At 62.8% G+C, this 21,784-nt stretch carries 16 protein-coding genes and 1 riboswitch; of the genes, 5 read left to right on the forward strand and 11 right to left on the reverse strand.

Annotation, left to right across the window (positions count from 1 at the left end):
- Nucleotides 1-55 precede the first annotated feature (55 nt).
- Both SFHG_RS07565 and SFHG_RS07570 read right to left on the reverse strand, forming a co-directional pair.
- Nucleotides 56-2,548 carry an AMP-binding protein gene (locus SFHG_RS07565; protein ID WP_042435849.1) on the reverse strand — a complete coding sequence of 831 codons (2,493 nt, stop codon included), beginning with the start codon at nt 2,546-2,548 and terminating at the stop codon, nt 56-58.
- A complete protein-coding gene (locus SFHG_RS07570) occupies nt 2,548-3,963 on the reverse strand; it encodes an alpha-isopropylmalate synthase regulatory domain-containing protein (RefSeq protein WP_042435852.1) in 1,416 nt (471 codons plus the stop codon). Before SFHG_RS07570 ends, SFHG_RS07565 begins: the two co-directional genes overlap by 1 nt.
- A gap of 508 nt (nt 3,964-4,471) precedes the next feature.
- Nucleotides 4,472-4,545: riboswitch (cyclic di-GMP riboswitch) on the forward strand.
- A gap of 131 nt (nt 4,546-4,676) precedes the next feature.
- On the opposite strand from SFHG_RS07570, the gene SFHG_RS07575 reads away from it, so the two are divergent.
- Nucleotides 4,677-5,009, forward strand: coding sequence for a helix-turn-helix domain-containing protein (locus SFHG_RS07575; protein WP_042435855.1), 333 nt, complete (start codon nt 4,677-4,679; stop codon nt 5,007-5,009).
- A gap of 252 nt (nt 5,010-5,261) precedes the next feature.
- On the opposite strand, the gene SFHG_RS07580 is transcribed toward SFHG_RS07575, so the two are convergent.
- The 8 genes from SFHG_RS07580 to SFHG_RS07615 form a co-directional block, all read right to left on the reverse strand.
- Nucleotides 5,262-6,038, reverse strand: a complete 777-nt coding sequence (locus tag SFHG_RS07580) for a dimethylarginine dimethylaminohydrolase family protein (protein ID WP_042435858.1) — start codon at nt 6,036-6,038, stop codon at nt 5,262-5,264.
- 313 nt (nt 6,039-6,351) lie between these two features.
- On the reverse strand, nt 6,352-7,311 hold the full coding sequence (locus SFHG_RS07585; protein WP_042435861.1) for a DMT family transporter: 960 nt from the start codon (nt 7,309-7,311) through the stop codon (nt 6,352-6,354).
- 66 nt (nt 7,312-7,377) lie between these two features.
- Nucleotides 7,378-7,683: an LOG family protein gene (locus tag SFHG_RS11260; RefSeq protein WP_081469010.1), complete on the reverse strand. Its 306-nt coding sequence runs from the start codon at nt 7,681-7,683 to the stop codon at nt 7,378-7,380.
- Between the two features lie 83 nt (nt 7,684-7,766).
- Nucleotides 7,767-9,377, reverse strand: a complete 1,611-nt coding sequence (locus SFHG_RS07595; protein ID WP_042435862.1) for a peptide chain release factor 3 — start codon at nt 9,375-9,377, stop codon at nt 7,767-7,769.
- A gap of 253 nt (nt 9,378-9,630) precedes the next feature.
- Nucleotides 9,631-10,455 carry a hypothetical protein gene (locus tag SFHG_RS07600; RefSeq protein ID WP_042435864.1) on the reverse strand — a complete coding sequence of 275 codons (825 nt, stop codon included), beginning with the start codon at nt 10,453-10,455 and terminating at the stop codon, nt 9,631-9,633.
- Between the two features lie 99 nt (nt 10,456-10,554).
- Entirely contained in the window at nt 10,555-11,970 is a 1,416-nt protein-coding gene (locus tag SFHG_RS07605) for a VirD4-like conjugal transfer protein, CD1115 family (protein ID WP_081469011.1), read from the reverse strand.
- A 12-nt stretch (nt 11,971-11,982) separates the two neighbouring features.
- Nucleotides 11,983-12,570: a ClpP family protease gene (locus SFHG_RS07610; RefSeq protein WP_042435866.1), complete on the reverse strand. Its 588-nt coding sequence runs from the start codon at nt 12,568-12,570 to the stop codon at nt 11,983-11,985.
- Nucleotides 12,571-13,076: 506 nt separating this feature from the next.
- Nucleotides 13,077-13,958, reverse strand: a complete 882-nt coding sequence (locus tag SFHG_RS07615; RefSeq protein ID WP_042435868.1) for a ChbG/HpnK family deacetylase — start codon at nt 13,956-13,958, stop codon at nt 13,077-13,079.
- A 143-nt stretch (nt 13,959-14,101) separates the two neighbouring features.
- Here SFHG_RS07615 and SFHG_RS07620 point away from each other — a divergent pair, with 143 nt between their 5' ends.
- Nucleotides 14,102-15,928: a hypothetical protein gene (locus SFHG_RS07620; RefSeq protein ID WP_042435871.1), complete on the forward strand. Its 1,827-nt coding sequence runs from the start codon at nt 14,102-14,104 to the stop codon at nt 15,926-15,928.
- 145 nt (nt 15,929-16,073) lie between these two features.
- Nucleotides 16,074-17,897 (forward strand): ABC-F family ATP-binding cassette domain-containing protein, encoded by a 1,824-nt coding sequence (locus tag SFHG_RS07625; protein ID WP_042435874.1) that lies wholly within the window; start codon nt 16,074-16,076, stop codon nt 17,895-17,897.
- 84 nt (nt 17,898-17,981) lie between these two features.
- On the opposite strand, the gene SFHG_RS07630 is transcribed toward SFHG_RS07625, so the two are convergent.
- Nucleotides 17,982-18,782 (reverse strand): SDR family NAD(P)-dependent oxidoreductase, encoded by an 801-nt coding sequence (locus tag SFHG_RS07630; protein ID WP_042435877.1) that lies wholly within the window; start codon nt 18,780-18,782, stop codon nt 17,982-17,984.
- Nucleotides 18,783-19,036: 254 nt separating this feature from the next.
- Here SFHG_RS07630 and pdxR point away from each other — a divergent pair, with 254 nt between their 5' ends.
- Nucleotides 19,037-20,707 (forward strand): MocR-like pyridoxine biosynthesis transcription factor PdxR, encoded by a 1,671-nt coding sequence (pdxR, locus tag SFHG_RS07635; protein WP_052297866.1) that lies wholly within the window; start codon nt 19,037-19,039, stop codon nt 20,705-20,707.
- Between the two features lie 198 nt (nt 20,708-20,905).
- A complete protein-coding gene (locus SFHG_RS07640; protein ID WP_042435880.1) occupies nt 20,906-21,700 on the forward strand; it encodes an HAD family hydrolase in 795 nt (264 codons plus the stop codon).
- Nucleotides 21,701-21,784: the final 84 nt, after the last annotated feature.

Consider the following 21,784-nt stretch of genomic DNA (forward strand, 5'->3'; position numbering starts at 1 on the left):
ACGCGAGCGGGGGCGCGCAAAACGGCCCCCGCGAAATGTCGGTGTATGGAAGCTGCTACTTCTTCACCAGGTTCTGAAGGCCCAGCTCCTCGACGGCGGCTTCCCTCATCTTGTACTTGAGGATCTTGCCGGCGGCGTTCATGGGGTAGGACTCCACGAACTTGATGTAGCGGGGCACCTTGTGGCGCGCGATGTTGCTCATCATGAACTCGCGGATCTCGGGCTCGGTCATGGTCTCGCCGTCCTGGAGAATGATGCAGGCCAGGGCTTCTTCGCCGTACTTCGCGTCGGGCACGCCCACCACCTGGCAGTCGCTGACCTTGGGGTGCGTGATGACGAAGTCCTCGATTTCCTTGGGGTAGATGTTCTCGCCGCCGCGGATGATCATGTCCTTCAGGCGGCCAGTGGCTACGAAGCAACCGCGCTCGTCGCGCATGAGCAGGTCGCCGGAGTGCAGCCAGCCGTCCTCGTCCACCGTCTTGAAGGTGGCATCGGGCATCTTGTAGTAGCCCTTCATGATGTTGTAGCCGCGCGAGCAGAACTCGCCGATCTGGCCGTCGGGCATCTCCTCGCCGGTTTCAGGATCGATGATCTTGCACTGCACGTGCGGGAACGCGTAGCCGACGGTCTCGGTGCGCAGGTCGAGCGGGTCGGTCCAGGCGCTCATGGTGGAGCCCGGGGCCGATTCGGTCTGGCCGTACACCGACACGATGCCGGTCATGTTCATCTCATCGGGCTGCGCGGCGCGCTTCATGAGCTCGGGCGGGCAGCCGGCGCCGGCCATGATGCCGGTGCGCATGTGGCTGAAGTCGGTCTTGCGGTAGTCGGCGTGGTTGAACATGGCGATGAACATGGTGGGCACGCCGTTGAACGCGGTCACCTTCTCCTGCGTGATGCAGTGCAGCGACGCCTTCGCGCTGAAGTAGGGCATGGGGCACATGGTGGCGCCGTGGGTCATGGACGACGTCATGGACAGCGTCATGCCGAAGCAGTGGAACATGGGCACGTGGATCATGAAGCGGTCCGCGGTGGAAAGGCCCATGCGGTCGCCGATGCACTTGCCGTCGTTGACCACGTTGCGGTGCGTGAGCATGACGCCCTTGGGGAAGCCCGTGGTGCCGGAGGTGTACTGCATGTTGCACACGTCGTCGGGGCGCACCTCGGCGGCCATGCGCTGGATCTTCTCAAGCGGCACCAGCTCGGAGCGCTCCATGGCCTGCTCGAAGTTCAGGCAGCCGGGCATGTCGAAACCGACGGTGATGACGTTGCGCAGGAAGGGAAGGCGCTTGCAGTGCAACTGGTCGCCGGGCTTGGTGTCGGCGATCTCGGGGCACAGGTCGTTGATGATCTGGCGGTAGTTGGAGTCCAGCGCGCTGTCGATCATAACCAGCGTGTGCGTGTCGGACTGGCGCAGCAGGTACTCGGCCTCGTGGATCTTGTAGGCGGTGTTCACCGTGACCAGCACGGCGCCGATCTTCGTGGCGGCCCAAAACGTGATGTACCAGGCAGGTACGTTGGTGGCCCAGATGGCAACCTTGCTGCCGGGCTTGACGCCCATCGACACGAGCGCGCGGGCGAACGTGTCAACATCGTCGCGGAACTCCTCGTAGGTGCGCGTGTAGTCCAGCGTGGTGTACTTGAAGCAGTACTGGTCGGGGAAGCACTCGACCATCTTGTCGAGCACCTGCGGGAAGGTCAGGTCGATGAGCTCGTCCTTCTTCCACACGTACTCGCCGGTGCCGTCGTGGTTGAGGTAGAGCGTGCGGCGCTTGCCGCGGGTGTCCTCGAACTGCTCCATGTAGTTGACGTAATGGGGGAAGATGACCTCCATGTCGGTGAGGTCGGCCATCCACGCAGGGTCCCACTCAAGCGACACGAAGCCGTCGTAGTCGATGGAGGACAGTGCGCGTACCACCTCGTCGATAGGCAGGGTGCCTTCGCCCACCAGATTGAAGGAGCCGTCGTCGTCGGAGTCGCGCATGTGCACGTGCTTGACGTAGGCGCCCAGGTTCTTGATGGTGGTCGCCGGGCTTTCGCCGCCCACGCGGTAGACGTTGTGGACGTCCCACAGGGCGCCCAGGTAGTCGCTGGCGTAGCGGTCCATGATGCCGGTCAGGCGCGAGGTGCTGGAGAAGATGCCGCTGGATTCGATCAGCAGCACCACGCCGTGCTCCTCGGCGTAGGGGACCAGCTGGGAGAGCGCGGCGTGGATGGCATCCTCGTCGTCATGCTGGACGACCACGCACACCATGCCCACGCTTGCGGCCTGAGCCAGGTCGATAAGGTCCTTGGCGTCCTGAACCTGCTGCTCGCCCGCCGAGATGTCGACCGAGGAGTCGAACGCGGGGATGGAAAGGCCCTTGTCGCGCAGGGCGCGGGCCGTCGCCTGCGTGTTGTAGCGGTCAAGCGGGCCGCCCTTGCCGGTGAACGCCGCGTTGGTGATGGGGTTGTGGATCTCGATGCCCGAGAAATCCATTTCAAGGGCGGTGCTTACGAGCTCGTCCCAGGAGTGGTCAGCCCAGCCGCGGGTGGAAAAGGAAAGCTTCATTAGTTCTGCTCCTCGTAGGCGATCTTGTTGAGCGCGTTGATGTACGCGCGGATGCTGGACTCGACGATGTCGGTGGAGATGCCGCGGCCGGAATACACCTTGCCGTCAGCGATCAGCTTCACGACCGACTCGCCCATGGCCTCGCGGCCCTCGGTGACGGCCTGGATGCTGAAGTCGTCAAGCTCGTAGTGCTTGCCCACGACCGATTCGATGGACTTGAACGAGGAGTCGATGGGGCCGTCGCCCAAGGACACGGCCTCGATGAGCTCGCCGTTCTTACGCAACGAGATGTGCGAGGTGGCCTTGAAGCTCAGGCCGGAGTTGATGACGTAGCCGTCCAGGGTGTAGGTGGGCGGCACCTGCAGCGCGGCGGAGGCCACGATGGCGTCCAGCTCGGTGGCGCTCACGCGCTCCTTGCTGGCGGCGATCTTCTTGAAAGCCTCGAACACCGCATCGGCGTCCTCGTCGGAGAGGCTATAGCCCAGACGCTCGACGTACTGCATGACGGTGGCTTGGTCGTCGCCGGCGGTGAGCACCACGCCTTCGACGGCCTCGGAGACGGTGCCGGTGAACAGGGACGCCTTGGAGCGGTCGTCGCAGCACAGGCGGGAGATCTGGTTCATGGCGCGCTTGAGCTCGGTCACGCGCACCTTGCTCTGAGCGCCCAGGGCGTCGGCCTTAGCGGCAAGGATGCGGGCGACGTTGTCCAGCGCGACGACGCCCATGGGGTAGGACGTGGCCTTGACGATGGAGGCGCCGGCCATGACGCCGGCCACGGCGCAGGCGTCGGCCATATTAAGGTTGTTGCAGCACGAGATGCCCAGGTCGATGTCCTTGAGCTGGGGCGCGGCCTGGTACAGGTCGGCGATGAACTGGGCGAACTCCTCGGGGAGCATGGAACCGGCCGCATCGCAGACGGTGACCGTCTTGGCGCCGGCGGCGACCACGGCGTCGATGACGCGGGCCAGGTAGGCCACGTCGGTGCGGGTGGCGTCGATGGCCACGAACTCGACGTCGTCGGTGAGCTGGGCGCACTTCGCCACCGCCTCGGCGGCGTCGGCGATCAGCGTGTCGGCCTTCTTGCGCTGGATGTACTCCATGCAGGAGGGGCTGACGGCCGCTTCCACCTGCAGACGGACGTGCTTCGCGCCCTTCGCGGCGTTCCAGACGGCCTGGATGCTGTCCTCGTCCATTTTCACCGGCACGGCAAGCGTGCTGTTCTTCACCAGGGAGGCGATGGACTTGATTCGCAAGCTGTCAACCTTGGAGGATTCGATACCCTCGACCTCGATGGAGCCCACGCCGATACGGTCTAGGATCTTCACGATTTCTAGCTTTTCCTTGAAGGATAGGGAAAGCGCCTTGGAGGCGATTGCCTCCCTCATCGTGATGTCGCTGACACGTATGTCTCTCATGTGTGACTCCTGACCTACTATGCGAACGTGTTCTTCTTTGAAGATGCTGCTCAGCGGTTGATTGCAGCACCCGCAGGTGGCCGAACGCCTGCCAAATGCTAAGAAGATAGATTATCGCAACTTATAACGTATCAAGCTGCATAACTACGGCATTGTCGTAAATTAATGAAGAGTTAATACAGAATCGCAAGCGTATGCGGAACGGGTATCCACAGATTGCGAAAAGTGTGGGTGCGTACGGCCGGAAGGGGCCGAAGACGAGGGGTGCGAGGGCTCGACACCGGGGAGTTGTAGGGATGCCGGAATGTCGGGTTTGAGTTGGGAATCGTCCTCTGGCGTGTCCTGCTCATTTGCTGTAGAAAGGCATGTTGACATGGCGTTTCTTGATTATCTGGAGGTTCGTCCCACGTGTCCGTTCTGCCTTTTGGGGAGTTGATGCAACCCGTGGTAGGGGGCCTGCCATGGGGAGGGGCGGACACCCCTTGACAATTGGTTTGCCGCGTGCTATTTTTCGAATCGGCAAAATCATCGAAAGGTGATGACGCAAAGCTATAGGGCCTGAAATGGCAGCCAGTTGCACAGTTCCCCTTTCGGGGAGCCACTGCAGCTGGCTGCTTTTTTATTCTCCGGTTCAGCTTGCAGGTTTTGCTCGCCTTGCGTTGTTGGCGAGCGGGGGTCATAAGCATTGGAACGCGAACCTATGGAGAAGGACTATGACGACTGAGATGACCGCTGAGACCACAACCGAAATCGATGACGACATCACGCTTGCGGACGGCAAGCGCACGCTGACGAACTCGCAGCTGCTCATCCTGGGCTTCATCGCCTCGTACGGCGCAGCGGGCTGCTCCGAGTCCAAGCGCGACATCGCAGAAGCGCTGCAGGTCAGCCTGAAGACCGTCGACCGCGCCATCCTGCGCCTGCGCAAGGAGGGCTTCATCATCTCGGTGGCCCGCTATGCGGAAAACGGCATGCGTCTGAGCAACACCTACCACGTGCCCACGCCGGAGGCGAAAGACGAGCAGCTGCACGCGATTGCCGGGTAAGATGATCCCTGGCGGACGGGGCGCATTGCGACGTAGCTACAAATATAGCGGGGGTTTGCGGACGGTTCCTCGTCCCTGAAAGCGAAGAGCCTGATTCCCATCTGGAATCAGGCTCTTCGTGTTTTACGATTCGGTTCCCCGAATACGGAAAGACCCGCGGGTTTGCTCGGTTTCCCGAACGCCCGCCGGCCTTTCTGTTGCCGGTCCCGCGAAGCGCTTGGGCTTTGCGGGACCGCGCGTTTTAAGCGTGTGCTAGAAGCGCAGGCTGAGGCAGGACAGGCCGCCGTCGATCTTGCGGTACTCGGAGGTGTCCACCACCAGCGTCTTGTAGCCCAGGTCCTGGACGGCTTTCAGCACGGTGGGGTAGCCCTCCGCCACGATGACGGTGCCGTTGACCCAGATGCAGTTCGCGCCGTAAGCCTCGTCCTCGGGCACGATGACCTTGTTGTACTTGGCGAAGTCGGGCTTGTCGATGAACTCGCCGGACACCAGCATGTTGTTGTCCTCGATGTAGTTCACGCCGGTCTTGAGGTGCAGGACCTCCTCCAGCGGGACCTCGGAGCCCTCCAGGCCCCAACCGGCCAGGATCTCGCAGAACTGGCGGATGCCCTCTTCGTTGGTGCGGGCGGAGCGGCCCACGTAGAAGTGGTCGCCCACCATCATGACGTCGCCGCCATCAAGGGTGCCGGGGGCGACGATGTGCTTGACGTGCTCGTCGTCGAAGAAGCGACGGACCACGGGCTCGATCTCGTCCTTCTCACCGTTGCGGCTGGCAGCGCCGGGGTTGGTGATGATGGCGCCGCAGCGGGTGATGACGGCCGGGTCCTCAACGAAGCAGCTGTCCGGGAACTGCTCGAGGGCAGGCAGGACGGTGACGTCGACGCCGCACTGCTCGAGGGCATGCTCGTAGTCGTAGTGCTCCTCGATGGCGCGCTCGTAGATGGGCTGGCCCAGCTCGGGTGCGCTGGTGATGCCGTCGCACAGCGACTTACCAGGGCGGCGGATGATGACATGGTTGAACTTCGTCATGCTTCTCTCTCCTTGGGCGCATGGTTGCCGGCGCGCATTGCAGCTGCTTGTCGCGCGGCACGTTCGTAGGGATAAAAGATAGCTGCTTCCTTGGGCATTATAGCCCCGAAGCCGCCGAAACAAGCCGGAAACAAAGTGTTGCCCACGGCGGACTTACTGTCGGGGGTATGGGGCAGGCGCGTTTGGTGGCGACGGGCCCGTCGAAACGGGGCCGAAATGCCATCGGTTGAGTAAGGGTGGACATGGCATCGCGGGCCCGAATCTGTCGCGTCTAGTTAGGGAAATCGGTTGAACCCGCTGCGATACTCGCAGGTCAGCGGGCGATTCGGCCGCGGTTTCGCTTGGCGGGCTTTCCCGATGCGGGGCTTTCGCAACCTGCAGATCCGTGGGCACCGGAGTCGGCCACAGCCGCTTCGCCGCCCTTGTCACCGAGCTGGGTTGCCACGATGGCGGCGAAGATGAACGCGAAGCCCACCGCCATGCGAGCTGTGAGCACCTCGCCGAAGAACACCACGCTGAACAGGGCGCAGAACACGCTTTCAAGCGAGCAGAGCAGCCCCGCCTCGGAGGGCGATAAGTGGGCCTGGGCCGTGTTCTGAGCCACGGCGCCGAAGGCCGCCGAGAGCATGGCAACGTAGGTCATGGCGCCGATGAACTCGGGCGTGGCAACCTGCGTCATGGTGGGCATGGGCTGCGTGGTAAAGGCGAGCAGCAGGGCCAGGATTCCGGCGGTGAACTGTTGGATAACGGTGATGGTCAGGACGTCGTTGTCGCGCATGACCAGGCCGATGATCACGATTTCGGCGCCGTAGAGGAACGCCGAGGCGATGCTGACGCCGTCGCCCAAGCTGATGGAAAAGCCCTCGGTGAGCGACACCAGCCCGATGCCGACGGTGCAGATGGCCGCGGCGATAAGGGTTTTTGCGGGCGGACGGCGACGCGAGACCACCCACCAGATGAACGGCACGGTCAGGCAATAGCACGCGCTCAAAAAGGCGTTCTTCGAGGGCGTGGTCAGGCCCAGACCTAGGAATTGCGTCCAGAAGCCCATGAACGTGGCAACGCCGATGATCAGGCCCGCCTTCAGCGTTTTACGGCAGAAATTGCGCTTGAGGTGGGGAAACAAGAGGATGACAAGCACGATGCCTGCCCCAAGGAAGCGGATAGCGGTGAACCACGTGGCGCCCACGGTGGCGATGGCGCTTTTGCCGATCACGAAGCCCAGGCCCCAAACCGCGGCCGCCGTCATAAGGATGAGGCGATATACGGTCATTGGGTACTGCTTGTCGGGGACGCCCATGATTGCTCACGCTCCTGGCAACTCGGAGAAACGATACGGTTAGTGCAACGGAGCTAGGATGTCGGCCACCTCTTCAAGCGAATCTGCGAAATGCATGCCCCGCTGCCTGCGCGGCGAGGACAGCCCCATATCGCTCATTCGATTGAGAAGCGCGCGCAGATCATCGTAGAAACCGTTCAAGTTGAACAGTATGCACGGCGCGTCCAACTGCGCAAGGGCTATGAGGGAAATGACTTCCGAAACATCCTCCAATGTCCGCGTGCCCCCAGGCGTGGGGACCGGACATCGTGCGGCGAAACCGGCTGAGACAAAAGGGCCGAGGGCTTTGCGCGCCTGCTTTCGCAAACGCCGTCGCCCTCGGCTTTATGTTTCGGTTATCGTATCTTCGCCGTTATCGCCTGCTGCTTGACCTGCGGCTTTCGACCTGTTTAGAAGTTAACGTTGCCGACCTCGGACAGCTTTAGGTCGGGGTTGTGGTCGATGGCCCAGTTCACGTTCCATGAGTTCGTGAACAACAGCAGCCTGCCGCCGCGCATGTCCTCGACCAGCTTGGTGTCGCGTGTGATGTTCAGGCGCGAGGTGTCCAGCTCGTTGAGGTCGTTGGCGATCCAGCGGATGTCGGTGTAGGGCATGCCCTGGCGACGCACCTCCACGCCGTATTCGTTCTTCAGGCGCGTTTCAAGCACGTCGAGTTGCAGTACGCCGACGACGCCGCAGATGACGCTTTCCATGCCGAAACCGGGCTCGCGGAAGATCTGCACGGCGCCTTCCTGGGCCAGCTCATGCATGCCCTTCACGAACTGCTTGCGCTTGAGCGTGTTCACCTGCGTGATGCGCGCGAAATGCTCCGGCGAGAACGTGGGGATGGGCGGGAACTGCACGTGCTCTCCCTTGCACACCGTGTCGCCGATGCTGAAGATGCCGGGGTCGAACAGGCCCACGATGTCGCCGGCGTAGGCCTCGTCAACCGTTGCGCGGTCGTCGGCCATGAGCGACGTGCCCGTTGCCAGCTTCAGCTTCTTGCCGCCCTGCACGTGGAACGCCTCCATGCCGCGCTCGAACTTGCCCGAGCAGATGCGCACGAACGCGATGCGGTCGCGGTGGTTCTTGTCCATGTTCGCCTGGATCTTGAACACGAAGCCGGAGAACTCCTTGCGCTGCGGGTCGACCAGGTCGCCCGAGAGCGTGTCGGTGTAGGGCAGAGGCGCGGGGGCCAGGCGCAGGAATTCCTTCAGGAACGGTTCCACGCCGAAGTTGGTGAGCGCCGAGCCGAAGAACACCGGCGACAGCTTGCCTGCGCGGACCGCGTCCAGGTCGAACTCGTCGGCGGCGCCGTCGAGCAGCTCGATGTCGTCCATGAGGTTCTGGTGGTTGTCGGAGCCGATGAGCTCGTCAAGGGCTGCGTCGCCCAGCTCGGCCTCGATCTCGGCGACCTTCTTGGTGGAGTTGCCGCGGCCCTCGCCGTCGAAGGCGATGACGTTGCGCGTTTGGCGGTCGAACACGCCGCGGAACGTGCGGCCGTTGCCGATGGGCCAGTTCATGGGGTAGGTGCCGATGCCGAGCACCGTTTCGATCTCCTCCATGAGCTCGAACGGGTCGCGGCTTTCGCGGTCCATCTTGTTCACGAACGTGAAGATGGGGATGTGGCGCAGCGTGCACACCTTGAACAGCTTCTTCGTCTGCGCCTCGACGCCCTTGGCGGCGTCGATGACCATGACGGCGGCGTCGGCGGCCATGAGCGTACGGTACGTGTCCTCGGAAAAATCCTGGTGACCGGGGGTGTCAAGGATGTTGACGCAGCAGCCGTCGTGCTCGAACTGCAGCACGGAGGAGGTGACGGAGATGCCGCGCTCCTTCTCGATGTCCATCCAGTCGGAAACGGCATGCTTCGAGCTTGCCTTTCCCTTGACCGAGCCGGCGGTCTGGATGCTGCCTGAATACAGCAGCAGCTTCTCGGTCAGCGTGGTTTTGCCCGCGTCGGGGTGCGAGATGATCGCGAACGTGCGACGCGACGCGATGTGTTCTGCCAGCGTTGGCATGGGGTTCCTTTCCGCAAAAACCGGCTTTGCGCGGGCGCGCATGCGCGGCGGCAAGGCCGGTGGGTTGTTTCGTGCGTAACTTATTTAGTATAGCGGGATGTCCCAATCGGCGGAAGGGGAGCTTGCGAGCGTATAGGGAAAGAACAGGAAATACCGGTTGCAAGCGGTGACCGGCTATGAGGGAAGGGGTACCAAGGGCGATTGGTTGGTAGTGGGCCTCGGATACGTAGGCGATGGCCGGATGGCGCAGGCGTTAGCGGAACGGGGAATCGTCGTCTGGGCCCTTTCGTTCCGCAGAGGCCGAAGGCCGACCGAAGGAGGCTTCGACGTCGGCACGCCAAAGGTCGCCAAGGGCGTTTTCGGGGCCGGGGCCTGCCGCACAGCCGCCCTGGCATGCGCCGAAGGCTTCGCCGGGCTGCTGGTTTCCACGCATTCGACGTGCGAAATCAAGGTAGCCCTTGATGCTGTAGTGGTTGGCCCCGTCGGAGGCGAGGGTGTGCTCGTTGTCGCCGTCGACGGTGCCTAAGTAGCCCTCTTCGACCTGTCGCCCGTGCTTGTCGACGATCACGGCGTACCAGTGGCCGGCCTCGCTTGCGGGCTTGCGCAGCTGGCAGGAAAGCGTCAGCTTCGCCTCGCCGGGCTGCTGGAAAAAAGCGCCCGCGCGGCGGATGTTCTCGATGCGTGTGCCGTCGAGCCAGAAATACAGGAAGGGCGCTTCGGTAGCGTCGGCGAGCGCGTCGTTGTCGTTGCTGTAGACGTAACACACAAGCGCACGGTCGGAACTTTTGCCCAACAGGTCGACCTCGGATTCCTTTAGCTTGAATTGCACGGTGGTCAATGCACGAAGCCCGTTGCTCATGGAGGCGTCGTTGATGGGCGTTGAGGCGGTTTTCACCTGGAAGAAGAAGGTTTCGGGGGCTGCTTGCGGGTTCTCGAGCTGCGCCTTCAGGTTGAGCGAGACGACGTCCACTCCCATGTCCGCAGGCGGCCGCACGGCGTCGAGCCCGTTGCGATACAAGGAGCTGACCAGCTGATATTCGCCGGTGTATCCGTGGTAGAGCAGGTTATAGAAGTCCATGAGGTTCCTTTCGGATGCGGGAAGGACGCGAGGCGCCGCCGGTGCGGCGCCTCGCGTGCGGTTTGCCTGCAGGTTATTGTACCTTGCGGCGGCATTACGCTAGGCGGCGTTCGCATCCCCGAAAAGCTCGAGGTCCTCGGGCCCTAGCTCCTCGAAGTCGAAAAACTCCTGGTCGATGTCGTCCAGCCACATCTCCGTAAGGTCTGCACCCGGCTCGGCCTGCCCGCAGGCCGCAAGGTCGGCGTAACGCGGATGCTGCTCCAGCTGGTAGGCTTTGTCGCACACGGCCGCATGCCCGCGCTGGAACAGCCACCAGCGATCGGTCGGCGTGGCAAGCAAACTTGCGGCGGGTTTGTTCGCGCGCAAGCTGAAATAGCGCGCCGTCGCCTCGTCCTGAAACCCCAGGACCAGCTGATGGTCGCAGTTGCCGATGATCGAGTTCGCCGCCGGCTTGCCGTAGCGCGCTTCCAGCTGGCTGACGGTTTGGCAGACGATGGTGCAGCTGATCTCGCGGCTGCGCGTGACGGACAGGATGTTGTCGAAGTTCGCCACGTTGAGGTTGGCGAAGTCGTCGAGCATCAGCCGAACCGGCACGGCCAGGCGCCCGTCGGGGGAGCCGTGGTCGGCGGCATCGCACAGGGACGAAAACGCTTGGCGGATGAAAAGGCTGGTCAGGGGGCGCAAGCTGGTGTCCATGTCGTCGATGGTGACGAACAGCGCGCAGTGCTTGCGGCCAAACTCGTGGAAGTCCACGCGCCGCGGGCATTGGTAGGCGGCCATGGCGCCGGTGAAGCCCAGCGGCAGCAGGCTCGCCGCGATGATGCCGACGATACTTGCGTGCATGCGCTCGGCCCTGATCGTCGTTTGGGCCCGCCGGCGCAGCTTCACGGCGTAGCTGCCGGGATTTTTGCGCTCCAGCTCGTCGAACAGACGCTCGGCATGCCCGGAGCAGGCTTCATCGAACACGCGGATGACCTCGGCCATGGTCCGGTCCTGCTCGGGCATCGCCTCAAGGACGTAGGCGATGTAGCTGGTCAGATAGTTCGCGGCGGCAAGCGCCCAGAACGGGTCGCTCTCGTGGTCTTCGCGCGGGCAGAGCGCGGAGGCGATGGCGATGATGTCCTGCTCGGCAGGATGCCCGTCTTGACATCGGATGTGGTCGAGCGGGTTGTACCCCAGCGTGCCGTTCATGCCCACAAAGTCGAGCTGGTCCACTTGGTAACCTTGTTTGCGCAGGTACGGGGCCATTTCGCGATACAAGATGCCCTTGGAGTCGAGCACGATGTAGGAGCCTTGGGCCTGCAACAGGTTCGGCTTCAGGTGGTTGCGCGTCTTACCGCAGCCCGAGCTGCCAAGCACGAGCACGTTGTTGCTCAGGCCGCTTCGCCACGTGTCGGTGTCGGCCGTGCGGTTGGCCGTGAGCAGCATGCTGCCCTGGTAGGCGCTGCGTTCTGCGGCGCCTGCGGGGTCGGTCGGGGCGTTGGCGGCAAAAGCGGGGGTGTTGTTCTTGAGCATGGTTGCCTCTCCTTACAGCTCGTGGATCACGCGGTCGGCCAGACCGGCTTCGACGGCGGCTTCGGCTTCGAAGTAGGTGTCTTGCGCGGTTAGCTGGAACACCTGGTCAAGCGTCATGCCGGTGTGCTCGGCGATCACGGCGGCCGTGATGTCGCGGATGCGCATGAGGTCGTCGGCGCGCGCCTTCACGGATAGCGCGCTGCCGCCCATGGAGCCGATGAGCGGGTCGTGGATCATGACGCGGCTGTGGGGCAGCATGTCACGTCGGTCTCCTGCGACGAACAGCAACGCCGCCATACTGGCCGCCGTGCCGATGCACACGGTGTGCACCGGGCAGGAGATGGCGCGCATGACGTCGTAGAGCGCAAGCCCCGACTGCACCTCGCCGCCGGGGCTGTTGATAAACAGCGTGACGGGTGCTTGCGGGTCGCATTTCTGCAGGTGAAGCAGGCAGCGCGCGGCGCAGGCGACCGAGCTCGCGTCGATGGGGCCGGCCAGCTCGATCTGGCGGTCGGCCAGCATCTGGTCGCGCACGTCGAAGCGCTGGATGCCTTCGCAGGTTTCATGCAGGATGAGTGGGGAATAGGTGGAAACGCACATGTTCGATCCTTTCGAGGGCGCAGGTTACCGAAGACCGCGTGACGAGGCATGGGTGCGCGCTGCCGCCGTGCCGCATTGCGTCGCGCTATCCTGGAAGCGGCGCAGCAGCGTTGCCGGCCGACGGGGATGCGCAACGCAAAGCTGCGGCTTTCGTCATGCAGTAAGCAGCGCGAAGACGCGCTGAGCAAGACGACAGGGCGCAACAAGCCACGCTTGCGGTCGCATATCGGCTTCTTCTTCAGTTGTGGTGGTGAAACTTGATGGGCCGATCAGCCTGACGCCGACGTGCGTCATTTCATCGGTCCTTGAAGAATAGGGCTTTCGCCCTCGGGTGCATCCCAACTATAGCACAAGCGTTCGGGGTACTGTCAATCCCCTGATTCTTGTTTTTCCGATGCGTCCGATAACCGGTGATAATCGGTCACCGGCTGGGGATGGGATTTGGCCGCCGTGTGGCGGGTTGAGGGACAGCGGCCGGCGTGCAACCCGCGGGTTCGGTGTGGCAGCTATCGATGGGTTTCGGCCAGGTAGCGTAGGCGTTCGGCTTCGCGGTTGCGGGCCTCGGATGCGCAGGCGCCGGCGAAGGGGGCGTTTTCCGGGTCGAGACATTGCTCGATCGGCACGCTGACCGGGTGGAACAGCACCTGGACGTTCTTGCCGCGGTCGGCTGCCAGGCTTTCGAACGCATCCAGGAGCGGCCAATCGACCGTGTCCATGGCGCCCGAGAGCACCACGCCGCAGAACAGCGGGACCTCGCATGCGGCGGGCATCTTGCCGCGGTTCTTGCGCCACAACCACGTGATGAGCGCATCCTTCGCCAGGTTGACAGGAGGCATGTTGCTGCCGGCAGCACGGTGCGGCGCCAAAGGCTCGATGGGGCAGCGCAGATGCGTGACCGTGACCCCCAGCTCCGCAACTGCCTGGGAAAGCGCGTCGAACACGGCCGGCACCGCATGCGTGTGCTGGTGGCTATCCACGCGCATCGTACGTTTCATCTGGGGAAATGCGGTCAGATAACGCTGAATCTGCGCAACGCATTCGCGCTGGAGCTGTTGACGGAACGCCCAGCGCTGCGCACCCATCGACAGTTTCAGAAGGCCGACGAAATCGTTGGCGAACGTGCCGCGCTGGTTGACCAACAGGGGAACCTCCGCAACCGGCGCGCACGGACGGCCCTCGACCAGGTTGAGGTGCAACGCCATGGCAAGCTTGCCGGATTCCACGTAGGGCCGCGCCATCTCGGCGGCCGCCTCGAAGGCGGGGCTGTTCGCGAAGATGCTGACCGACGACAACGCGCCCTGGCCGCCGCAAACCTGCGACAGCTTAAGGATGTCGGCGGCCTGCTGTTCGGTAATGCCGTAGTCGTCCGCATGGAACGTGACGCTCATAATGCCCCTCTTACCTTATCTACCTGCGGTTGTGAAAACCCTAGGGTAGCCCCCGGGTTTTTCTACGCAGGTTATTCCCGCTTGTGCATGCAATGTTAGACTAGCAGCGCATTATGACAGGTTTCTAGGCGAAGGCAAACAACATGAAGCTCTCACGCGGCGCGCACGTACGTTTATCATCAAGCGCGTTCCATATCCTCCTGCTTGTTGCAGGTGCCGCCTTCTTGCTCGCCGACGCGTTCCACGGCAACGTGTGGTTCGACGAAAGCTACTCGGTGGGAATCGCAAACCACAGCTTCGCCGACATCTGGTACTACAGTTCCGGAGACGTGCACCCCGTGTTGATCTACTGGGCGCTGCACGTGCTGAACCTGGTGTTCGGGCAGAACATCACCATATATCGCCTGTTCACCGTGGCGGGCGCCATCGCTATGGCGGTGCTGGGATATACCCATGTTCGTCGCGACCATGGCTGGGCGACCGGCGTGCTGTTCAGCTTCTTCGCCCTGTTCACGCCTTACATTTCGCTGATGGCCGTTGAGATCCGCATGTACTCATGGGCCACGTTCGCCGTGATGCTGTGCTTTATCTACGCCATACGCATCATCGGCACGCAGTTGGCCACGCCGCCGGCACGCATCGCGGAGGCAGCTCGGGGGCTTAAATGCTGGGCGGGCACGCCGCGGCGCTGGTGGATCACGTGCTTCGCGTCCAGCTTGGCGTGCGCGTACCTGCATTATTTCGGCGCCATGTCGGCGTTCATGATCAATGTCGTGCTGCTATTCGCACTTGGGGCGCGTGCTTGGCGGCATCGCAAGAGCGGCTCCAATCCGCTGCCTGAGCAGGCCGTTTGCGCGGGCGCACCGCTGCGCGTGCTGATCATCGGCTGCGTTGCCCAGGTAGCGCTGTACCTGCCGTGGATCGTCACCGCCGTGACCAGCCAGATGGGCGTGGTAGGTGGCACCTACTGGGCGAAGATCGTGTTCCCGACCACCTATATCGAGCTGGCCACGTACGCGTTTTTGACGAGCCCCTTGTCGTTTGCGGCGCGCGGCAGCTACGGTGTGGTGCCGCAGGTGCTCGTGCAGGGCATCGGTTATGCCGCCGCGGTGGTGCTGGCGTTCTTGATCGCGTGGGCAGCGCGTTGGGCCGCATGGCGCATCGGGCTGCATCGCGCAGCGCGCAAGCAGCAGATCGCGGCGGCGAAGGCGCAGCGCACGGACGGAGCCGCGAGCGCGAGCGCGAGCGCGGCCGCCTACCCCGTGAAGCATCTGCGCTTGAAGCGCTTTTACGCGTGGCTCGTCTCCGATCCTATTGCGCCGGTAGCTGCTGCGCTGGTGGTGTACTTCGGCGTGTTCGCCATTTCCTGGACGGCGTCCATGGTCATGAACTCGATGATCTTGTATTACCGCTACTTGTTCGTGGCCATCGGCCCGCTGCTGTTCGCCATTGCGGCGGTGCTGTCGCATGTGCGTACGAAACCGCTGGTGGCAGGCGTGGTGGCAGTCACGCTGGCGGCTTCCGTGGTGAACCAGGCGCTGCTTGTGCGCGATGACTACGACCCGGCCAACAACGTTCCCGTGCAGCAGTTCCGCGAAACGGTCGACCGCGTTGCCGACCAGAACGGCGGCCAGTCGCCCCTGGTTGTGTCCACCGATATCGGCTACATGGGCGTCACATCGGTCATGTGCCCCGACATCCCGCAAACCTATATGGATTGGCAGAAGGGCAACTGGGACCGTGCGTACATGGCGTATTCGCCCACGCTTGTCAGCAAGATGAGCTGGGAAATCATCTTCAACAACTTCCATGGCACCTTCATCTGCCTGGGCCAGGCGCAAAACGACAGCCTGCCGCGCGACATTTCCGACCTCAGCCAAAAGGACGGCTTCAACCTGGTGGAATACCACACTTACTACCGCCCCTACGAACGCACCTGGATGACCGTCGCCGTGATGACCAAGTCGTAGGCGGGCAGCATTGCGAGGCTCGGGCGATAGTTGGCTGGGCATTTGATATCATGGTGCGTTGGAATCGATGCAGGTCCTTGGTCGCGTTCGCGCTTTTGGCGCGGTTGCGGCCAAGGCGCTTATATATGCAAGGAAGTTGGTACCTATGGCGTTTATGCTGGGCTGCGAGAAAGTGCGCGTGGATTTCCCCACGAAAACGGTGTTCGAAAGCGTGTCGCTGGGCGTTGACGAGGGCGATCGCATCGGCATCGTGGGCCGCAACGGCGACGGCAAGTCCACGCTGCTGTCGGTGATGGCGGGCATGCTCGAGCCCGACGAGGGCCGCGTGCTGCGCAACGGTGCCGTGCGCGTGGGCGTGCTAGGGCAGTTCGACAAGCTGAGCGACGACGACACCGTCGAGCGCGCCGTGGTGGGCGATATCCCCGAATACGAATGGGCCGGCGACGCGCGCATCCGCGACATCATCGCAGGCCTTGCCAGCGACATCCCTTGGGATGCGAAGGTGGGCACGCTTTCCGGCGGCCAGCGCCGCCGCGTCGACCTGGTGCGCCTGCTCATCGGCGACTGGGACATTCTGGCACTTGACGAGCCTACCAACCATCTGGACGTTCGCGCCATTACCTGGCTGGCGAACCATCTGAAGAACCGCTGGCGCGCCGGTCAGGGCGCATTGCTGGTGGTCACGCACGACCGCTGGTTTTTGGACGAGGTGTGCACGCGCATGTGGGAGGTGCACGACCGCGTGGTCGAGCCGTTCGAAGGCGGCTTCTCCGCGTACATCCTGCAGCGCGTCGAGCGCGACCGTTTGGCTGCTCTGGCAGAGGAGAAGCGGCAGAACGCCCTGCGCCGCGAGCTTGCCTGGCTGGCGCGCGGCCCGAAGGCTCGCGGAACGAAGCCGAAGTTCCGCGTGGACGCCGCGCACGAGCTGATCGCCGACGTGCCGCCGTTGCGCAACGAGCTGGAGCTCAAGCGCATGGCCATGGCGCGCCTGGGCAAGCAGGTGGTGGAGCTGAAGAACGTCACGGTGCGCTTCGACGGCAAGCCCGCGCCTGTGCTCGACGGCGTGGACTGGATCATCGGGCCTGGCGATCGTTACGGCATCGTCGGCGCCAACGGCGTGGGCAAAACCACGCTTTTGAAGGTGATCCAGGGCGTGCAGGCGCCCACATCGGGCTTCGTGAAGATCGGCAAAACGGTGAAGTTCGCGGTGCTGTCGCAGCATCTGGACAACCTCACCCGCTTCGGTGACGACCGCGTTCGTCAGGTGATTAGCAACTACACGCGCCGCATGATGCTCGACGGCAAGGAGATGACACCTGCGCAGCTGTTGGAGAAGCTGGGCTTCTCGCGTGCCGACCTTAACGAGCCGGTGTGCGACCTGTCCGGCGGTCAAAAGCGCCGTCTGGCCCTTATGCTCATCTTGCTCGACGAGCCAAACGTGCTCATCCTGGACGAGCCGGGCAACGACATGGACACCGACATGCTGGCCGCCATCGAGGAGCTGTTGGACGCATGGCCGGGCACGCTGCTTTTGGTCACGCACGACCGCTTCCTGATGGAACGCGTCACCGATCATCAATTCGCCCTGGTAGATGGGCATATCCGCCACTTGCCGCGCGGCGTTGACGAGTACCTGGAGATGTCGGCACGCGCGCCGAAGCCGGTTGCGCACGCAAAGGCGCCGCAGGGCACAGCGGCAAGCGAGAGCGCGAAGGACGCTGCTGCCGGCGACGGCCCGCAGCTTTCCGGCGGCGAGATCCGCGAGCTGAAGAAGCGCATGCGCAGCTGCGAGAACAAGACGAACACGCTGCGCGGCAAGATCGAGCAGGCACAGGCCGACATGGCAGCCGCTGACCCGTCCGATTTCGAGGCGCTTGGCAAGTTCCAGCAGCAGATCGACGACTTCCAAGCCCAAATCGACGAGCTTGATGAGCAGTGGCTCGAAGCCGCTGAGGCGCTAGGGGAGTAGGGCACGCAAAAGCGCCTCGGACCGCAGATGCCCGAGGCGCTTTTGATATTCCACCGGAGGGATCCGGGTAGAATCGGAAATAGGTTACGGGCGCAGACCCATGCCGCCTTCCAGCGTGATGGTCTCGCCGCTCATGAACTTGAAGTCGGGACCGCACAGCTGCACGACGGCGCGACCGATCTCGGTCTCGACGTTGCCGTAGTGGCCCATCGGAGGCATGTGCACGTTGGCCTCGTAGGCCTCGGGGTACTGTTCCTTGAAGTTCTCGAGCGCAGCGGTCCAGGCGAGCGGGCAAACCACGTTGGCGTTGATGCCGTCGGGGCCCCACTCGGTGGCGGCGACGCGCGTCAGGCCGCGGATGCCTTCCTTAGCTGCGGCGTAAGCGCACTGGCCGTAGTTGCCGAACAGACCGGCGCCGCTGGCGAAGTTCACCACGGAGCCCTTCGTCTCCTTCAGGTGCGGGTAGCACGCCTGCATGTAATAGAAGGCCGCGTACAGGCCGGAATACAGCGCCAGGTCGAACTGGGCGGTGGTGTGGTCGGCGATGGTGACGCCGGAAGCGGAGGCCTGGGCGTTGTTCACCAGCGCGTCGATGCGCCCGAACTCGGCCATAACCTGGTCGACGGCGGACTGAACGACAGCCTGGTTGTCAGCTTGAGCATTTACGTCTGCCTGAACAGGCAGCACGCGGATGCCGAACTCGCCCTCAAGACGCTCCTTGGCGGTTTCGAGCTTCTTCACATTTCGGCCGGTGATGGCAAGGTTTGCGCCCTCTTTGGCGAAGGCGGTGGCGATGCCGAACCCGATGGAGCCCGCGGAACCGTCCTTCAGCGCTGCAAAGCCCGCGCCGGTGATGATGATGGTTTTGCCGGTGAAGTAACCCATGTTCGTCTCCCGTCTTCGTGTGCCCTTGGCATACATGCAAATGGCCGCAACAGCCAAGGAATCGTTGCGGCCGGATTCAATGAGCAACAAAAGTGTAATCGGTATTTGGTTTGGTCAAAAGAACCAAAACAGTGATAGTTTTACGTACCAGATAGACCAGTTACACCAGTTCGTTCAACCGCTCAAACCGGCCGTTCCCGCTGCAAGCGCACCGAAAAACGCGCTTTTGCGGCCGTACGCGAAAGGATCAGCCCATGTCGGCATCTCAGCAGGCAGGTATGCTTACGTACGATTTGCGCTCGCGCGGCACCAGCTCGCTTTACGAATTCCTATACCAGTCCATTCGCGAGGACATCGCGCGCGGCCGAATCCCCTGCGGGACGAAGCTGCCGTCCAAACGCAACCTTGCCCAGCATCTCGATATCGGCGTTGCAACGGTCACAGCGGCATACGACCAGCTGATCACGGAAGGGTTCGTACGCACCGAGCAACGCCGCGGTTATTTTGTGGAAGACGTCTCGGAGTTCCGGTGTAAGCCGGTTACATCCCAGGTCAAAGATTTGAATAGCGAAGATGGAAAGAGCGTCGGCGCCGAATGCGGTGCGCAGAATGCGGCAGCGGGAGGCGTTTTTGCTGCGCACGACGCTCAGGATGCGAGATTCGGTGACGCTTCGGCAGGACGCAGCAGCAGACATCGCAGAACCGCCAGGAGCTCCGCCGATACCGCTAGCGACGCCCCCGCCGCCGAAACCCCGCACGCTATCGAGCGCGCCCGCGACCCGGAGTACTTCGTGGACTTGAAGGCTAATCGCACCAGCGTGTCGTTATTCCCGGCTACGGTGTGGGGGCGCTACATGCGCGAGGCGCTTTCGCTTCCCAGCGACAACCTGCTGCGTTCGATCCCGTTCAACGGCCTGCCCGAGCTGCGCCGCGCCATCGCGTCGTATCTGCGGCGCACGCGCGGCATGGACGTTTCGCCCGGCTGCATCATCATCGGCGCGGGCAGCGAGTACTTGTACGGTCGACTGCTGCAGATGCTCGGGCCCACCACCACGTTCGCCATGGAAAACCCCGGCTATCGCAAGTTCGCCGCCATCTCCAAGGCGTTCGGCAACCCTTGGCGGCCGGTTCCCATCGACGAATCGGGCCTGCTGGTGGACGAGCTCGAAGAATCGGGCGCCGACGTGGTGCACGTTTCGCCGGCAAACCATTTCCCCACGGGCATCGTCATGCCCATCAAACGGCGCCTGGAGCTGTTCGAGTGGGCGAACAGCGCGCGCAAACGCTATATCATCGAGGACGATTACGACAGCGAGTTCCGCTACAGCGGCCGCCTGATCATGCCGCTGTTCGCCGACGACGCGTCCGACAAGGTGATTTACCTGAACGCCTTCTCGAAAACCATGGTGCCCAGCCTGCGCATCAGCTACATGGTGCTGCCGCCGAAGCTGCTGGCGCGCTACGTTGACACCATGAGCTTCTACTCGTGCACGGTTTCCAGCTTCGAGCAGTACGCGCTCGCGCGCTTCATCGACGAGGGCCACTTGGAGCGGCACATCAACCGCACGCGAAACTTCTATCGCCGCCAACGCGAGGCGGTTTTGCGCGAGATCGCGCAATCGCCGCTGGCGGAGATCTCGCATGTTGAGGAGCGCAACGCGGGCACGCACTTCTTGCTGTACGTGCGCACGAGGCTTACGCACGACCAGGTCAGACAGCGCGGCGCGGAGCAGGGGCTCAACATCTCGTTGTTCAACGACTATCTGCTGCGCGATGGCGACGGGTTAAGCGAGCGCACAACGAAGCGTTTTGAGCAGTATTCGAACGGCGAAACCGCACTGGTGCTGAACTACGCCGGCATCGAGCCGGAACGCCTGTCGGAAACGGTGCGTCGTCTGGCATGCGTGTTCCCAGAGTGCGAATAGGGTCGAGAAGGAAGTCTGCAGATACGGATGACGCGTTTCCGTTAACAGCCCCTCAACGTCCCGTTAACGGCCGGTAAGCATCCTGCGCAGGTTTCATGTCCGGCGTTTTCGCTTGCGAAAAGCACCGTACAATGGCGGCGAAGCGAAGGATACGGAACAAACGCGCAGCGCATGGGGCGTTGCGGCAAAGGAGGTAACATGATCAAGCTCATCGCATCGGATATGGACGGCACGCTTCTGGACGGCGAAGGCAATGTGCCGCCTGAGACGTTCAACCTTATCAAGCGGCTGAGGACTGCGGGCATCGGTTTTGTGGCGTCCTCCGGTAGGCGCTTCGATACACTGCAGGAGCTGTTCGCCCCCGTGAGCGACCAGATGGATTTCGTAGCCTCCAACGGTGCGCAGGTGGTGGTTGCGGGCCGGCTTGTCGACCGCGAGGTGTTCAGCCATGCCGCGCTGCGCAGGCTCAAGGACGTGGTCGACCTGTTCGACGGCTTGCACCTGGTGGTGTTCGACCGCAAGATCTCCTACCTGCTGGACGACGAGGAACGCTTCGAGCGCGAGCTGGACAAGAACCTGCCGAACCCGCTGCGTGTGCGCGACCTGCCGCGCCCCGACACCAGCATCATCAAAGCCTCGATCTACGTGGATGACGCCGTCATGGATATGGCATACATCCTGGAGCGCGAGATGGGCGAGGACTTCGTGTTCGCACCGTCCGGCCGCAAATGGATCGACGTCATGCAGCGCGGCGTGAGCAAGGCCACGGGCATCAAGCAGGTGATGGCCGCACGTCATGCCCGCGCCGAGGAAGTGGTGGCGTTCGGCGACTCCATGAACGATTACGAGATTCTGCGCATGGTGGGCACGAGCATTGCCATGGGCAACGGCCGCTCCGCCATCAAGGAGATCTCCACTAAGGTGATCGGGCCCAACACCGAGCATGCCGTGCAGCGCGAGCTGGAAGCCCTGCTCAGCATGATGGGGAAGTAGCGTCAATCAAACTTACGATTTCGTAACGAACGCTTGTTCGATGATACAATAAAAGAAATGGGATGGCAGCGGATTTTTTCTGCA

Origin of the sequence: Senegalimassilia anaerobia JC110 (assembly GCF_000236865.1) — a bacterium.
GTDB lineage: Bacteria > Actinomycetota > Coriobacteriia > Coriobacteriales > Eggerthellaceae > Senegalimassilia > Senegalimassilia anaerobia.